The sequence below is a fragment of the Psychrobacillus sp. FSL W7-1493 genome (assembly GCF_038004905.1).
Lineage (GTDB): Bacteria > Bacillota > Bacilli > Bacillales_A > Planococcaceae > Psychrobacillus.
Genome location: NZ_JBBOSB010000001.1, coordinates 1,348,335 through 1,363,870, shown reverse-complemented (window position 1 = coordinate 1,363,870; position 15,536 = coordinate 1,348,335). Strand labels below are relative to the sequence as shown.

The following is a 15,536-nucleotide window of genomic DNA, read 5'->3' as shown; positions in this document are numbered from 1 at the left end:
TCCAGTAAGATTATTTTAAATTATCTTTTTCAAATGTATAAAAGCCTGCTTGCTCCATTGCTTTACGCTCTTTCCATTTGTCGCGGATCCCTAAGAAAATGCTACTCCACTGAACAACCTGAGCAATCTTTTCTTCGTTCTTCTCCACTTCTGATGTAACAGATGTAGATAAACGTTGAATCGAATTGTTGAAGCCATTGACAGATGTTCCTACATTTTTTACTGCTTCTACCACAGTATTTAGCTTCTCAGATTTATCTTGAATATCTTCAGCTAACTCGTTTGTTTTATGCAAAAGCTCGGCTGTTTCTTTTGTCACATTTTGTAAATGTGTCTCTAACCCATTCAATGTTTCGGCAACATTGTTTAAGGTCTTTTTAACGGAAGACAAAGTCACCGCCAGGCTTATACATAAGATTAAAAAAGCAATGGCTGCTACAATTGCCGCTATGTATAAAAGATTTTCCATGTGGACACTCCCCATTTCTTGTTATGTAATATTTTTACCCCAAATGAATCAAACTAAACTTCTTACTCTATATACTATACTACTTTTTTTTGAAAACTCCTCTAAAAAATGCTTAATCTACATAAGAGATTAAGCATTTTTATTAATTATTTAGTTTTTTTTCAAATGCTTGTTGATATTTTTGGACATCTCCTGCGCCCATAAACATATACACCGCATTTTCATGATTTAGTAATTGCTCCACGTTGTCTTCCTGAAGGATATGACTACCTTCTATAAGATCACCTAGTGTTTCAATCGTTAATGTACCAGTATTTTCTCTAGCAGAGCCAAATATATCACATAGGTATACTTCATCAGCCAGGCTTAAGCTTTCCTTAAATTCATTTAAGAATTTTTGTGTTCTTGTATACGTATGTGGCTGGAATATTACTACTAGCTCTCTGTCCGGATACTTTTGACGTGCTCCTTGGATTGTTACTGAAATTTCTGTAGGATGATGTGCATAGTCATCAATTATTACACGATTTTCTATAACAGTCTCAGTGAAACGGCGTTTTACACCCTCAAATGACTCCAAGCCGCTCTGAATGACCTCTGCAGGCACTCCTTCATAATGGCAAAGAGAAATAACCGAAAGTGAGTTTAAAATAACATGATCCCCGTACATTGGGATGGTAAAGCGATGATAGAACTCGTTTCTTACAAATACGTCAAAGGAAGTTCCCTCTGTCGTCTTTTCAATATTACGAGCAGCAAAATCGTTGTGTTCGCCAAATCCGTAGTAGACTACTGGCACAGATGCTTTAATACGTTGAAGATGAGCATCATCCCCACACGCTATAATACATTTCTTAACCTGCATAGCCATTTCCTGAAAAGCGTTAAATACGTCTTCAATATCGCTAAAATAATCTGGATGATCAAAATCGATATTGGTCATAATCGCATAGTCTGGGCTATATGCCAAGAAATGTCTGCGATACTCACAAGCTTCAAATACAAAATTAGAGGCGTTTTCAACCCCATTACCTGTACCATCACCAATTAGATATGCCGTTGGACTATACCCACTTAAAACATGCGCCAGAAGCCCTGTCGTTGATGTTTTCCCGTGAGCACCAGTGACAGCTATGGATGTAAACTGATTCATATATTCCCCTAAGAATTTATGATAGCGGATTACTTCCAATCCTAATTCCTTCGCTTTGACAATCTCTGGGTGAGTATCAGGGAATGCGTTCCCAGCGATGATTGTCATACCTTCTGAAATGTTATTCTCATCAAAAAGCAACACATTTATATTGCGTTCATGTAATGGTTTTTCTGTAAAAAAGTACTTTTCAATATCTGATCCTTGCACTTCATGACCTTCATCATGAAGGATTTGTGCTAACGGGCTCATACCCGATCCTTTAATCCCTGTAAAATGATACTTTGTCATACGTTGTAAACCTCCTGGGATTATTCCCACTTATATACATTGTCTAAACGTTCGTCTATTAGACGTATTCCCCATTATATCACTTTTTAGTACGTAATATTAATAAATATATTTAACTAAAAATTTGGTCTAAAGTGTCGTTTTTCAGTAACACTTCTCTCGCCTTACTGCCTCTTTGCTCCGAAATGAATCCAGCCTCATGCATAGCATCGATTAGTCTAGCCGCTCGGTTATAGCCTAAATGGAATTTTCTTTGAAGCAAGGACGTTGAAGCAGTGCCCTGTTCTACAACAAATCGGCAGGCTTCCTCAAATAAATCATCTTGCTCGGCTGCAACCTCCGACTTTTGAATTAACTCATCCTGCTCAAATATATATTCAGGAGTACCTTGACTTCTAGCAAATTCAATAACACTTTCAATTTCCTCATCCGTTACATAGGTACCTTGAATACGGACTGGACTTGACATACCATTTCCTTGATATAGCATATCCCCGCGACCAAGCAATCGTTCGGCACCTTGTTGATCCAAAATAGTACGTGAATCAATTTGAGAAGATACCGAAAAAGCAATTCGAGTCGGTATATTCGCTTTTATCAGACCTGTAATGACATCCACTGAAGGACGTTGAGTTGCCAAAACAAGATGTATACCACAGGCTCTAGCTTTCTGTGCAATACGGCATATAGCATCCTCGACTTCTGTTGGTGCCATCATCATTAAATCTGCCAACTCATCTATAACAATTACTAGGTATGGCAGTTTTTGAGCAAACTGTCTTTTTTCAGTTGCCAAAGTATTATATCTGCTAATGTCACGCACACCAATATGAGCAAATAACTGATAACGTCGTTCCATCTCCTCGACTGCCCATTTAAGTGCTGCCGTTGCTGCCTTAACATCTGTAATAACTGGGCTCACTAAATGAGGAATATGGTTAAATGGAGCAAGCTCTACCATTTTTGGGTCAATTAACAATAACTTAAGCTCATTAGGTGTTGCTTTATAAAGGAGGCTTACAAGTAAGGAATTAATAAATACAGATTTCCCTGAGCCTGTTGCACCTGCAATTAAACCATGTGGCATTTTTCTTAAATCAATAGTCACTGGTTTACCAGTCAAATCTAAACCAAGCGCTGATTCTAAAGGAGAATCTGATTCCTTAAAGACATCTGTATTAAGTACCTCCGAGATTCGAACAGCACGTGACTTTCTATTAGGTATTTCAATACCAATGGAACGCTTCCCCGGAATAGGAGCTTGTATACGAATATCCTTAGCAGCTAGTGCAAGCTTTAAATCATCTGCCAGATTACGGATTTTACTAACCTTCGTACCATGTCCAACTGTGATTTCAAACTGTGTAACTGCTGGACCTTGGACCATTTGGACAATCTCTCCACTTACTTGAAAGTACGAAAGTGCTTCTACTAATGTAAAAGCTTGATTTTCCATCCATTCTTTATCCTCATCCTTAATTTCGGGTGGTAACAGATAACTAAAGGAAGGTTTTTCATACGTAGATTGAGGTTCCTCCTCTAATGGTGGATTAACAGCAATTGTTTCCTCAATGACTACTTTTTCCTGTGTAGGAGCTCCCATTGGTTTTTCTTCCACGACGGAACGGTTAGATGTAGGACTTTGATAAAGAGGGATTATTTTATTTTCTAGTTTATTCAACTTTTCCTTATCTGACTTCAACATCAATACGTTAAACGGTCTAATTTTTTCTTTTGACTTAGTTTCAGTGACTTTAACGTCTTCTTGTTGTGGTTGCAGTTTCTCTACTTCCATATATTGTGGCTGATTTTCGACCTCTAATACCTGTTCTTTCAGGTCCTCTACTTCAACTTCTTGTTCTCGCACTTCCTCTACTGAAACTTCTATAACCGATGAAGGAGAATCTAGTATTTCAACAGCATCTTCTTTCTCTAATACTTCTGTAGCTGCGATCATTTCCACCGCTTGTTCTTCTTCTTTTAAAGTAGGAACATAGCTTTCTACTTCGTTATTCATCGGCTCAAGTTCTTCTTTTTTACCTTGCTGCTCTAGCTCAGAAACAGCATATTCTTTTATATTGTCAGTTTCTATCTCCAATATTTCGTCTGGGGTTGTTACCATTTCCACCGCTTGCTCTTTTTCTTTTGGTGTAGGTACATAACTTTCTACTTCTATACTCGTTGACGTAGGTTCTTCTTTTATTGTAACCTCGTTCAAAACAGGAACTTCTGGCTCTACCGTCACATCATTTTTTTCTTGCTCGTATAATTCTGTAGTCGTTACCAATTGTTCCGGTTTTTCTTCTTTCAAAATAGGAATAACTGGTTCTACTTTTTTATTTGTTAAAATGGTAACTTCTTCTTTATCAACTTGTTCCTGCTGGTAGCTGTTACGAAGATTACCTTTTGGCTTATTATAGCCGTACACAGGAGAAGGCACCTGCGTAGGAGTGAAAGGCCGTTTTTTCTTTTCTATAATAGGCTCGTCCACTATTACTTTTTCCACTCTTTTAGTCGTTGGTTGTAATTTCCTTTGCTGCCAGCCCTCATAAATGGGAGGAGCTTCATATATTTTCTTCTCGGGTTTTATCGGCTCTGGCTCTATAATTTCCTTTTCTTCCTTTGATCCGTACAAAAATTCATTTTTTTCGCTGTCCGATATTAATGGAAAGCGGAAAGGAGTACGTGGTTCTCTTGGAGTTAACTCCTCTACTTCCTGTTCTTCTATATGTTCTTCCTCATTATTAGAAAATAATTTTTTAAACCAATTCATTTACATCACTCTTTCTACTCGATACCTCTATTTTACCAATAATTAAGGTATACGTCTGTTAAAAAATAAAAGATAGTAGAAAAAAAGCATACCTATTAGGCATGCTTAAGAACTTCTTCTTACTTTTATGATACAAAGGCACTTCCTATTTCATTGTTATCTTCCAAAACAAGAATTCCTTTTACTTCTGGAGCGTTCGGTAAAGCTAGCTCTCTTGCAGAGCAAAGCATACCACTAGAAGCGATGCCACGAAGCTCTGCATCTTTGATAACCATACCAGACGGCATGACTGCTCCTACTTTAGCTACCACTACCTTTTGTCCAGCATCCACGTTTGGAGCTCCACATACAATTTGTAGCGTTTCATTGCCCACGTTTACTTGACACACCTTTAGTTTATCCGCGTTTGGATGTTGTTCTAAAGATTCCACAAAACCAACTACAAATTTAGGAGATAAATCGACCTCTAATGTGTAGTCTACATGATTAGTGTTCAATACCTCTTGAATTTTAGCAACAAGCGCTTCATTTAGATCAACTTGTCCGTTTGCTTCTAAAGGTGCATATTTACTGAAGCCAAATATGTTAATGGCAAGAATCTCAGAAGTTTGCACGTCTTTGACAAGCGTCACATCTCCAATAATGTCAGTAGTAACCTTTTCTGTTTTTTCAGGCGTGATTTGTATTAACAAAACGTCACCTACACCAGCTGCGTTGTAAAAAATATTCATTTGTCTTCTTTCTCCTTTGTTACTCGATTTTTAGCCAAGATAAAAATAGGCTCTAAATCTCCCTTTTCGTATATAAAAGATAATGAGGTGATCGGCACAGTTCCTACTGTAAAGAAATGCATAGTCATTTGAGCTAATACATCGTAGCCTGTCTCATTTCTTATATCACCAATAATCATAACATCTTGATGGGGTACAGAAACAGTCATATCTCCAGAAATCTGTTTTTTCATATCTTTTAGAAGCGATTCATTCAATATTCTGCTTGCATCATAGCCATCATTATTGTTAAAAAAGTAAAAAATATTACCGGCAACTTCATCTGTCTTATAATTTGTTTTTAAGTTTCTGACTTGGAATAGAGCTCTCTCACGTATTTCAGTCTCACGTAAGCCCCAGCTTGCTAACATTTTCTCATCTATTAAACGATACGTGTTACCTAAATCTAAAACATAATAGATTCTTGTTTCTGCTGTATGATCCTTCGTAACAAAACGATTGCCCTCATTTGATTTTAAAGGAAAGGATGTAGAACGAATAACTGGGTACACAGCGAAATTCGGGTCCAGCAGTCCTTCCATCTCCTTTTCCATCGCTAAAAAGGTTTCTAATATAGTGTAAACTACCTCATCTATTGCCTTTTCTTTTTTGGTCTCATATCTTGCCAAAATCGGAGGAATGGATAGATCTATTCCTTTTCCTAGTTCCTTATGCGTTATGCGCAGTTTGTTTGTTTCACGATTGTAATCATACGTATATTTATCTTCTGAAATTTTTGTTTTAAATATTTTTATTAACTCAAGAGCTTTCAAAGTATCCTTCCTTTCACAATTCTTTCGCTACCTATGTGCATTCTATCTTTGGGAAGCATATAAAAACAACTATTATGTACTAAGTACTACTCCTATTTACAAAATGTAAAAACGGTTCACAAATGTGAACCGTTTTCTATTAAATAGATTGAAGAAATGATTCAATTTCTTCTCTTGTTTTGCGATCCTTGCTTACAAAACGACCTACCTCTTTACCACGGTCATAGGCGACAAAGCTCGGAATACCTAGAATATCTAACTCCACGCATAAATCTATAAACTTGTCCCGATCAACTGAAATAAATTGAAATTCAGAAAATTGTTCTTCTATTTCCCCCATAAAAGGATCAATAAAATGACAATCAGGACACCAGTCAGCGGTAAATTTAAATACAACTCTTTCATTGTCTCTCAATTGTTTAAATTGTTCTATAGAATTTAGATTTTCCATGTTACCCCTCCTACTTCGTTTGAATAGATCTTACAATCGTCATCATCTGTTCTAGATTATCTGATACGTCTTTCTCTTTCGAAATCGTTGTTAACTTAGTTCCGCCTATACTGGATACTAACTCATATCTATCTTCACTATTCTTCAGAATTGCTGCATAACCAAAACGATTGTCCGCTTCAAAGGTCTCTTCCTTAATTATATTTATATTCTTATTAGACATCATTAAGTCGTAATACAATTTACTCGTAGACAATTCATTTGGGTTTATAAACAAGATATAAGAGTCTTTTCCTTTTGATAGTAGAATATTAGTTTCATCAGAATCTTCTTCAACAGAATATCCACTTGGTAAAAATAGTTTAATGTCATTTACTTCTTTGTTAGGATCTTCAGCATCCTCCGTAAAAGCCTTCTCTGCTTTTTCTAGGCCTTTAACAGCTTGTTCATCTAAAGATGCACAGCCTGCACATAAAATGACAACTAGTGACGCGAGAATTCCTCGCATCCATTTTCTCGTCAATTTCGTTCCTCCATTCAAAGCATAACTGCTATATATTTTATCGATGATTTAATTTACTTGCAACTAGTATAGCTTATTGTTCTAGATAGGATTTCATTCATATAAATCTATTTTATCATGCTTAAGCTTTAAAAAGAGTTCATATTGACCTATAAGTAATAACATTATGTGCTCAAACATATCATTTCTTTTTATTATACCATTAGTAAATACGCCAATAGCTCCTTCGTTGTGACGAATCCCCTGTTTGTTGGTATAGGCGTCCATTATAGGACCTAGTTCCCCTCCAGCTCTCAGCTGCTCTGCAATTTCATCGGGTAATGGTACACCAGCTCCAGTAGCAGTAAACACTTCCCCTGTTTTCATTGCTAGTGCTCCCCAGTTGCAAATGTACATAGTTCCATCGATTTCTTGTACTCCGCCCTCTAATCCAATACTGAATGTTCCATCTAAAATCTCCATTGCATGTTTGGCTCGGTTGATAGCACCTTGTCTAGTCTCCTCATTACTCATTGGTTGGTCGGACACTAAAGAGGGCACGTCCTGATTTATAAAAATAGCATTGGGATAATATAATCTCCCTACTGTTTCTACTGCTTTAGTTTTAGCTCTATTATTAGTTGCAATCAGTATTTTATGCATCGTTTCATTTCTCCTTCTTTAAAACAGAAACTGTCTTAGCCATAACTCTAAAAAAAAAATGCCACGAGGGCATTTTTTTATACATTTGCTTTAATCGTTTCTAGAGTAGTGCGGTCACACGCCTTAACTAGCTTCACGATTAATTCTCTCGCTGCAGCGTAGTCATCAGTATGAATGATAGATGATGATGTATGAATATAACGTGAACAAATACCAATAACTGCGCTCGGAACGCCTTCTAGTGACGTATGAACACGTCCTGCGTCTGTACCACCTTGGGAGATAAAGTACTGATAAGGTATGTTATTCGTTTCAGCCATATCTAATACAAATTCTCTCATACCACGATGAGTAATCATAGATCGGTCAAAAATACGTAGAAGTGTACCTTTCCCTAACTGACCAAACTCATTTTTATTGCCAGAAGCATCATTAGCTGGACTAGCGTCTAAAGCAAAGAATAGATCTGGCTTAATCATATTTGTTGAAGCTTGTGCACCGCGAAGCCCAACCTCTTCCATTACGTTTGCACCGGAGTATAGCATGTTCGGTAATTGTTCATTTTGAACTTCTTTTAATAATTCGATTGCCAGACCACATCCATAACGGTTGTCCCAAGCCTTCGCCATTATTTTCTTATCATTTGCCATTGGAGTGAAGGGGCAAACAGGAACAATTTGATCGCCAGGCTTGATGCCCATACGCTTAACATCCTCTTTATCATCTGCACCCACATCAATTAGCATATTTTTAATATCCATTGGTCTATTACGAACTTCATCACTCAACAAATGAGGTGGAATGGAGCCTATTACTCCTGGAATTGCTTGGTTATACGCAATGATTTCTACACGTTGAGCAAGTAAAACTTGGTTCCACCAGCCTCCCAGTGGCTGAAAACGAATCATACCGTTATCCGTAATACCGGAAACCATAAACCCTACCTCGTCCATGTGTCCAGCAACTAAAATCTTCGGTCCATTTTCGTCACCTTTTTTTAACCCGAATATCCCACCTAAATTATCCTGTACAATTTCATCTGAATATTTAGTCAGTTCACTTCGCATAAAGGCACGAACCGCATGCTCATTTCCTGGCGCTCCTGGTAACTCAGTTAACGTTTTAAATAACGCGCGTGTTTCTTCATTCATTATTAAAGCCTCCTAAAGCCTCGTAAAGTTAATATTCACTCTTTAAATACATTCCCTCTCTATTGTAATAAAAGATTGAAGGGTTTACTACTAATAAATTTCGACATACGAAAAATTTTACGAATTCCATTTATATGATAAACTAAAATAAACACAAGGGAGGAATTAGAATGAAATTAAGAGACTATATGATGGGATTAGGTACAGGAGTTGTATTAGGTATTGTTGCAAGTCAGGCTGCCACTAAAATAAATCCAAACAAACCAGCAGATCTAGTGCTTAATAATATAAAGAACTCCTTTAAAGAAGAAGGTCCAATCGATGGTTCATGGATTTATATGAGTCCAGAGCCGTTCCAAAAAGAAGCAATCCGTTTTGAAGTGTATAAGGGCGGAATTTCTAGAATTAAAAATGGAGAGCTAGAGCAATTTGAATTTGCAGCTGACTCTAAAACTGGTTCTGTAGTAGACATAGCAAAGCTTTAATCATGTCCTTTTAGTTATAAAGCATAAAACCTCTTATTAGGTGTAAATTATCCGTAGGAGGTGATGTTTCATGAGTAGTAAGAACAACAAAAAAACCATGAATAAAAGAACACATAATAGCCAGGAGCTATACAAAAACCCTACAGTTAACCCTGATACAGAACTCGGGATAGACTTTGCCGAAGTCTCTAAAAATAAGGTGACAAAGCATATTACAAAAGAATCGAATAAATAATGCAAAGGTGAGTTTTATAACTCACCTTTTTTTATTTGTGAAAGTGTTGCGTATATGGGGCTAAGTGTTGTGGGAATTGGGAAAATGTTGCGCCTTTGCTCCAAAGTGTTGCGGGTAATGAGTGAAGTGTTGCGCTAATTTGGCTAAGTGTTGCGATTATTGCTTCAAGTGTTGCGCTAATTACATGTAGTGTTGCACATACGAAAAGTGTTGCACTTTTACTCCAAAGTGTTGCGGGTAATGAGTGAAGTGTTGCGCTAATTAGAAAGTGTTGTGGGGTGCTCACGAGCATTATTACCTAAATAATTGATACATTCCTTTCTTCCTAACGTATCCCTAATTAGAAAGCGAGGTGAATTTATCAAAATGGGTAAAAGTACAAGTATAATTTTTGTAGTCCTTCTGAGTTTTGTGATCAGTTACATTTTTTCATCAGCATTTGCTCATTATGGTTTAAACACAACGAACTTAATCACCGGGTTCATTATAATTGGTTTGACTCTCTCTGCCGTTTCTTTGTTTGGAAAACTATTTCCTGAAAAAACAGTTGTAGAAAATTAATATTTTTTTTAAGAGTTTGGGGGTGTTTTTTTATAAAAACTACTCCCAATCTTTTTTTCATACTTTTTGCATCGTTTTACTGTTTAAAAAAACCAAATTTGATACTCCTTTAATAACATTTCTAAATCTTGTTTGTTTCTATCAAGATAGAGACCTTTTATACCAGCTTGCTCGGATCCGTATATATTTTCTTTTTTATCGTCAATAAAAACACTCTCCTCTTTACAAACTGATAGCTTCTTTAACGCAAGTTCATAAATAGCTACATTTGGTTTCTCTAACTGAACGGAGGAAGATAAAATAATAGCTTCAAAATAGCAACGTATTTCTAAACGATCAAAAACCAAGTCCATACTTGGCATTGCATTAGATATAACAGCTAATCTATAATTTTTACTTAAATTCTCTAATACCTGTTTAACCTCTACGAACAATTCACAGTTTACTGCGTAATGAGTAAATAGAAATAATTCTTTGGCCACTTCTTTATTTTTCAAATACTTAGCAATGGCCCCATAATAACGCTCATAATATTGTTTCTCTTCCTCCCAAGTAGTGATAAATTGCTTTTCAGTTTCATTAGCAATATGTATGGCAGCTACAACTTCAGAACGTGTATATCCTCTTTCCAATAGTAAATTAATAATTCTTTGCTCCCCTTTTACAAAGGTATCAAATAGGACTCCGCCTGCATCAAGGAAAATTACTTTTGCATCCCTACTTAGTTTGCTCATTTTTTCTCCCTTTACTTCTAATCTCCGCTTCTATCTTTTCAACAGAATTTATTATAATATCTGGTCGATCTAAATGAACGGAGTGAGTAGAACCTTTAGCAAAAATCAAACTACTCTTTTTAGTCAAATAAATTTGTTCCTTAATCAGTTGCTCCCACTTATCTTCTAACAAAGTTATCTCTGTTTCCGGTAATCCTTCCCGTATCCCTATCGATACACAATGTTCTTTGTCTCTGCCAATTACTATTAAAGGTAGGTCTGGACAGACCTCCATATTTTTAATTACTTGAGCGTCATGCTTCCAGTTGCTAATTTCCAAATACATCGCCTTATAAAGAGTTGGGTTTAATGGAAATTTCAATAACCTTTTTTGTATTTCTGGAGGAAAGCTAAGTTCTTTTTTAGTCAGAATGATTGGTTCAATTAATGACTTGATTTCATTTGTTTTCATAGTGCTATAAGATAAACACTTTTGAAGCCAAGCATCATCTGTAGAGTCTTCATTCATAACAGGTAAATTTAAGTCATCCAATACAGCAAAATCGACAGAAGTAGAATCCACTAAGACTACCCCTCGAATCTTTTCAGGATACTGCTTCATAAAATGCTGAACACATAATCCCCCGTAAGAATGTCCAACCAAGGTGACAGGTTCAGTGATATGAAGTTTGTGAATAATCTCCACCATTTCATTTACCACCTTTTGTGTATTGCGCTCTCTTCCACACAATTCACTTTTTCCAAGTCCTGGTCTATGAAACATAATGACACGATTTGATTTACTTAGTGCTTCTGTTAACTCATACCACTCATCGAATGAGGATGCCATCCCAGAAACGATTAGTATTGGGCTACCTGTTTCCCCTTTAATGATGACTTCAATTTTCTGATGGCTTAAACTTAAACATCTCCTAATAACTCTCACCTCACCATTTTTTCGTCAATTGTTACTTACTTCTATATGTTTAGCCAAACCCCTGCTCCAAGTTGCTAAAAACTACTCTTCACACCATTTTTATATAAAAAAACCAGCTATAAATGCCAATAGACATTTATAGCTGGTGTATTTTTAAGAATGCGTTCTCTCTAATTTTTCTACAATTTCCTTGCCATCCGTTGACCATTTAATCATACGGTGATAGGCATCATGGTAGAAGCTGAACCAATAATTGTTTTGTAATGCTTCGTGGACCCATTTTTGCTTAGCAAATACAGAGGTCATTGGGTAGTCATCGTAAGCCAATACCCATAACGGATTTTGATGTGCATGTGTTGGCATAAGGTCTGCCATATGGATGATTGTTTCATCCTTTTGTTTTAATAGCACAATACTATGACCATCACTATGACCCCCAGTATGAATCATCTCAATATCTTCTAAAAGCTTAATAGAATCCTTGAATGTAATGACCTGTGATTGAATGGGCTCCCAGTTTTCCTTCCAATATGTATTGCTTGAACGGACATTTGGGTTCTTCATTTCATTCCACTCTACCTCTGAAACATAGATGGAAGCATTCGGAAAACTGGAAACTAATTCTCCATTTACCCATTTAGTTAGTCCACAAGCATGATCGAAATGTAAATGAGTCATTAAAATGATGTCGATATCCTCTGCAAGTAGACCTAGCTCGACCAGATTGTCATCTACCACTGACTCATCTGTAATGCCATAATTTCTGATTTGCTTGTCTGAGAACTTTCCAAATCCTAGGCCCGCTTCTAGCAAAATGTTCTTCCCTTTATGTTGAATCAATATTGGATCTGAAGGAAGTTCAATTTGATTTTTTTCATTGACCGGGTATTTCTTTTCCCATAAAGGTTTAGGCACTACTCCAAACATGGCTCCCCCGTCCATATGTGTCGTGCCACCTTTTAACCAAATTAATGTCATCTCGTGAAACTTATACGTATCCATACTTTCATCCCCTTTGAATAGTATTGATCTTTTATTTTTGGCTAATAAATCTAGACTCTAGACGATAGATTGGTTGACCTTTTGCTGAGAATTTCTCTTCATATTCAGTCATAATATTATCTTCTGGCATATTCGCATGTAAATCAAGCGATACATACGTTAACAGCATTCCATAGGCTGACATGCTTGTTAGAGAATATTCGAATAGACCTCTATTGTCTGTTTTGAAATGAATCTCTGCATTGTCTACTAAAATAGATTCATAAAGTTTTAAAAAGCCTTCATGAGTTAAACGTCGCTTTGCATGTCTAATTTTTGGCCATGGATCAGAGAAGTTTAAATAGACGCGGTGGACATCATTTTTTTGAAAATATTTTGCTAAGTCCGCACCGTTAACTTTTAATAGACGCAAATTTGGTAAAGGCTGAGCTTCTATTGCATTTTCTAATGCAGAGACAATGACACTGTCATAGAGCTCGATTCCTATATAATTGATATCGGGATTTTGTTTTGCCATTCCAGTTACAAATTGGCCTTTACCAGTTCCTACTTCTATATGAAGTGGATTTTCGTTATCGAACACTAAATTCCATTTTCCTTTTTGCTCTTCCGGATTTGGAATAACTATTTCTGGATGAGAATTTATAAAATCCTCAGCCCAAGGTTTGTTTCTTAATCTCATTACCTTAACTCCTTTTACTTGGTGGTTTTGCTAATTTCCATGCATTATGCTCTACTCTAAATGTATAGATGTTGCCAGGAATCGTCATGCAGGAAAATTCTCCGTCAACGTGCCCATACACTTGATCATTCATTTGAATGGCAAACTCGCTTGCTTGAATTTGTTTTACTTCTTTATAAGCAGTGTGTTTACCATAAAACACTGTGCCAAATATAAATAATAGCTTAGTTCGCTTCAAATGATGTACTACGGTTAGTTCGATTAATGAATCGTTTGGTATAGAGGAAGGAGAGATTTTCATGCCTCCTCCAAAATAGGGTTGATTACACACAGTAATAAACCAAACATCTTCAAACTTTATCGTATCTCCTTGATTTAGTAAAGAGAAAGAGAATTTTTTAAACTTAAATAACTCTTTCACAAGATACAGAATGTACACTAATTTACCTAATCCTAGTCTATTTAACCACTTTTTCCATTTAGATTGATTGGCTGCGTACACAACATGTGCATCAAAGCCAAAGCCCGCATTATTTATGAAATGAAACGTATCTGAATTAGTGTTTAAAACACCGATGTCCATCTGTTGTGCCGTCTGATATTCTAAAACATATTTTGTTAGCTGCTCGAGTGTTTGAAACACAAAAAAAGCCCGAGCAAAATCATTTCCACTTCCAGCAGAAATAACTCCAACTCGAACATGATTATACCCTATAGTACCTGAGAGGATTTCGTGCGCGGTACCGTCTCCACCGATTGCAATAATAAGAAGAGGGTCTTGGCTAGCTTCTGCATATTTTTTCGCTATATCGGTTGCATGCCCACTATATTCAGTTTTAAGAAGCGTAAAAGCGAAAGGGAGATGGTCTTGCCATGACTCCCAAAGCTTTTTAGCTCTCCCCTGACCCGCTATTTCATTAACAACAATTAGTACATCATTCATTTTCTATCTCGCTTTCCAGCTCCCAGCTTGCTCTAGAATAGGAGGTTGTCTGAACCAGATTAAGTAATGCCTGCGCTGCCTTAAACTGCATATGCTTCATCGGAGATGGGGACGATTTTAAAGCTTGAAACCATGCAGGAAAGATTCTTGTATCTACTAATTGAGTCTGATAGGCAGAGCCTGGATAATCGATGTAACCATTTCTGGATAGAACTACCTTTCGGATAGGCAAATCAATATCTTCCTTTTTAAAAACCTGCAAGAGAATAGATTCCATTCTATTAAGACTGATCATCGGACTTAATACCTTACTTTCGCTCTTCCCACTTTTCTTCACCCAGAAACGATCCCCACTTCCGATAAATGCATCCAAGTCTCTGCCTTCTAACATGACTATACATATAATTTCAGTAGGCAAAACGATAATAATATCTAATTCCACAGGGGCTTTTTTCAGTTTAAGGATTGGGTAATAAAAGAGAAAATAATTATCAGGTAATTGTAGTGTGAAAAGACGTAACAAGCTATCTCTCATAAACTTTGGATCTACATAGGATTTTTCCATTAAAGTAGAGCTAGCCCATTTTAATTGAAAATGAAATAATTGGTCTAAATACATTCGTCGTAGCTCTTCTTTAGAACTCGGGTTATAAACAATATTAGGTTCGAAAAAAAGAGTAGTAGATTCGTCTGGAACTTCTTGATCCTCTACCTCTTTTTCATCCAATATCTCTGCAGAGATTTCTTCTTTGTTTCGTGAAAACAATTTAGAGATAAAGGATTTTTTTTCCTCTACCTCTAAATCATCCTCCTGCTCCTTCTCCATCCACGATGTATCTAGAGCTCCTCTTTCATAAGAAGCGTTGACTCGCTCCCATTGTTGTTTTTTTAAACGAACAAATTGAGTAGGATACCGCTTTAAATCAATTTGATAGCGGGATATATAATCCTGTAATTTGACTAACTGAGCCATTCCATTACC

17 protein-coding genes are annotated in these 15,536 nt (G+C 36.5%); 2 read left to right on the top strand and 15 right to left on the bottom strand.

Annotated features, from left to right (window positions below; all coding sequences use genetic code 11):
- Window positions 1-10 precede the first annotated feature (10 nt).
- From MKX96_RS06970 to MKX96_RS06930, 9 genes are all read right to left on the bottom strand, one after another.
- Window positions 11-469 carry a DUF948 domain-containing protein gene (locus tag MKX96_RS06970; protein ID WP_340882983.1) on the bottom strand — a complete coding sequence of 153 codons (459 nt, stop codon included), beginning with the start codon at window positions 467-469 and terminating at the stop codon, window positions 11-13.
- A gap of 142 nt (window positions 470-611) precedes the next feature.
- Window positions 612-1,913, bottom strand: coding sequence for a UDP-N-acetylmuramate--L-alanine ligase (gene murC / locus MKX96_RS06965; protein ID WP_340882982.1), 1,302 nt, complete (start codon window positions 1,911-1,913; stop codon window positions 612-614).
- 112 nt (window positions 1,914-2,025) lie between these two features.
- Window positions 2,026-4,686: a DNA translocase FtsK gene (locus MKX96_RS06960; protein ID WP_340882981.1), complete on the bottom strand. Its 2,661-nt coding sequence runs from the start codon at window positions 4,684-4,686 to the stop codon at window positions 2,026-2,028.
- Between the two features lie 125 nt (window positions 4,687-4,811).
- On the bottom strand, window positions 4,812-5,417 hold the full coding sequence (gene ytpR, locus MKX96_RS06955; protein WP_340882980.1) for a YtpR family tRNA-binding protein: 606 nt from the start codon (window positions 5,415-5,417) through the stop codon (window positions 4,812-4,814).
- Window positions 5,414-6,229 carry a DUF1444 family protein gene (locus MKX96_RS06950; RefSeq protein ID WP_340882979.1) on the bottom strand — a complete coding sequence of 272 codons (816 nt, stop codon included), beginning with the start codon at window positions 6,227-6,229 and terminating at the stop codon, window positions 5,414-5,416. The genes ytpR and MKX96_RS06950 overlap by 4 nt, the downstream gene beginning before the upstream one ends.
- 139 nt (window positions 6,230-6,368) lie before the next feature.
- Complete coding sequence (locus MKX96_RS06945; RefSeq protein ID WP_169360019.1) at window positions 6,369-6,680, bottom strand: thioredoxin family protein; 312 nt, start codon at window positions 6,678-6,680, stop codon at window positions 6,369-6,371.
- A gap of 10 nt (window positions 6,681-6,690) precedes the next feature.
- Window positions 6,691-7,203 (bottom strand): hypothetical protein, encoded by a 513-nt coding sequence (locus MKX96_RS06940; RefSeq protein ID WP_240949727.1) that lies wholly within the window; start codon window positions 7,201-7,203, stop codon window positions 6,691-6,693.
- A 93-nt stretch (window positions 7,204-7,296) separates the two neighbouring features.
- Window positions 7,297-7,845: a DUF84 family protein gene (locus tag MKX96_RS06935; RefSeq protein ID WP_340882978.1), complete on the bottom strand. Its 549-nt coding sequence runs from the start codon at window positions 7,843-7,845 to the stop codon at window positions 7,297-7,299.
- Between the two features lie 77 nt (window positions 7,846-7,922).
- Complete coding sequence (locus MKX96_RS06930) at window positions 7,923-8,996, bottom strand: M42 family metallopeptidase (protein WP_340882977.1); 1,074 nt, start codon at window positions 8,994-8,996, stop codon at window positions 7,923-7,925.
- 170 nt (window positions 8,997-9,166) lie between these two features.
- Here MKX96_RS06930 and MKX96_RS06925 point away from each other — a divergent pair, with 170 nt between their 5' ends.
- Entirely contained in the window at window positions 9,167-9,481 is a 315-nt protein-coding gene (locus tag MKX96_RS06925; RefSeq protein ID WP_340882976.1) for a hypothetical protein, read from the top strand.
- A 70-nt stretch (window positions 9,482-9,551) separates the two neighbouring features.
- Window positions 9,552-9,716, top strand: a complete 165-nt coding sequence (locus tag MKX96_RS06920; RefSeq protein WP_169360016.1) for a hypothetical protein — start codon at window positions 9,552-9,554, stop codon at window positions 9,714-9,716.
- A 644-nt stretch (window positions 9,717-10,360) separates the two neighbouring features.
- Here the strand turns inward: MKX96_RS06920 and MKX96_RS06915 are convergent.
- From MKX96_RS06915 to MKX96_RS06890, 6 genes are all read right to left on the bottom strand, one after another.
- On the bottom strand, window positions 10,361-11,011 hold the full coding sequence (locus MKX96_RS06915) for an HAD family hydrolase (protein WP_340882975.1): 651 nt from the start codon (window positions 11,009-11,011) through the stop codon (window positions 10,361-10,363).
- On the bottom strand, window positions 10,995-11,936 hold the full coding sequence (locus MKX96_RS06910) for an alpha/beta fold hydrolase (RefSeq protein ID WP_340882974.1): 942 nt from the start codon (window positions 11,934-11,936) through the stop codon (window positions 10,995-10,997). Before MKX96_RS06910 ends, MKX96_RS06915 begins: the two co-directional genes overlap by 17 nt.
- Window positions 11,937-12,080: 144 nt before the next feature.
- Entirely contained in the window at window positions 12,081-12,929 is an 849-nt protein-coding gene (locus MKX96_RS06905) for a YtnP family quorum-quenching lactonase (protein ID WP_340882973.1), read from the bottom strand.
- 31 nt (window positions 12,930-12,960) lie between these two features.
- Window positions 12,961-13,611 (bottom strand): tRNA (guanosine(46)-N7)-methyltransferase TrmB, encoded by a 651-nt coding sequence (trmB, locus tag MKX96_RS06900; protein WP_340882972.1) that lies wholly within the window; start codon window positions 13,609-13,611, stop codon window positions 12,961-12,963.
- Between the two features lie 4 nt (window positions 13,612-13,615).
- Complete coding sequence (locus tag MKX96_RS06895; RefSeq protein ID WP_340882971.1) at window positions 13,616-14,554, bottom strand: diacylglycerol/lipid kinase family protein; 939 nt, start codon at window positions 14,552-14,554, stop codon at window positions 13,616-13,618.
- Window positions 14,547-15,527 (bottom strand): nuclease-related domain-containing protein, encoded by a 981-nt coding sequence (locus MKX96_RS06890; RefSeq protein ID WP_340882970.1) that lies wholly within the window; start codon window positions 15,525-15,527, stop codon window positions 14,547-14,549. Before MKX96_RS06890 ends, MKX96_RS06895 begins: the two co-directional genes overlap by 8 nt.
- Window positions 15,528-15,536: the final 9 nt, after the last annotated feature.

Bases quoted from the DNA above. Each gene is read 5' to 3' on its own strand.
- trmB (WP_340882972.1), bottom strand. From the start codon at position 13,611: ATGAGATTAAGAAACAAACCTTGGGCTGAGGATTTTATAAATTCTCAT.
- MKX96_RS06925 (WP_340882976.1), top strand. From the start codon at position 9,167: ATGAAATTAAGAGACTATATGATGGGATTAGGTACAGGAGTTGTATTA.
- MKX96_RS06895 (WP_340882971.1), bottom strand. From the start codon at position 14,554: ATGAATGATGTACTAATTGTTGTTAATGAAATAGCGGGTCAGGGGAGA.
- MKX96_RS06945 (WP_169360019.1), bottom strand. From the start codon at position 6,680: ATGGAAAATCTAAATTCTATAGAACAATTTAAACAATTGAGAGACAAT.
- MKX96_RS06935 (WP_340882978.1), bottom strand. From the start codon at position 7,845: ATGCATAAAATACTGATTGCAACTAATAATAGAGCTAAAACTAAAGCA.
- MKX96_RS06915 (WP_340882975.1), bottom strand. From the start codon at position 11,011: ATGAGCAAACTAAGTAGGGATGCAAAAGTAATTTTCCTTGATGCAGGC.
- MKX96_RS06890 (WP_340882970.1), bottom strand. From the start codon at position 15,527: ATGGCTCAGTTAGTCAAATTACAGGATTATATATCCCGCTATCAAATT.
- murC (WP_340882982.1), bottom strand. From the start codon at position 1,913: ATGACAAAGTATCATTTTACAGGGATTAAAGGATCGGGTATGAGCCCG.
- MKX96_RS06920 (WP_169360016.1), top strand. From the start codon at position 9,552: ATGAGTAGTAAGAACAACAAAAAAACCATGAATAAAAGAACACATAAT.
- MKX96_RS06905 (WP_340882973.1), bottom strand. From the start codon at position 12,929: ATGGATACGTATAAGTTTCACGAGATGACATTAATTTGGTTAAAAGGT.
- MKX96_RS06970 (WP_340882983.1), bottom strand. From the start codon at position 469: ATGGAAAATCTTTTATACATAGCGGCAATTGTAGCAGCCATTGCTTTT.
- ytpR (WP_340882980.1), bottom strand. From the start codon at position 5,417: ATGAATATTTTTTACAACGCAGCTGGTGTAGGTGACGTTTTGTTAATA.
- MKX96_RS06960 (WP_340882981.1), bottom strand. From the start codon at position 4,686: ATGAATTGGTTTAAAAAATTATTTTCTAATAATGAGGAAGAACATATA.
- MKX96_RS06930 (WP_340882977.1), bottom strand. From the start codon at position 8,996: ATGAATGAAGAAACACGCGCGTTATTTAAAACGTTAACTGAGTTACCA.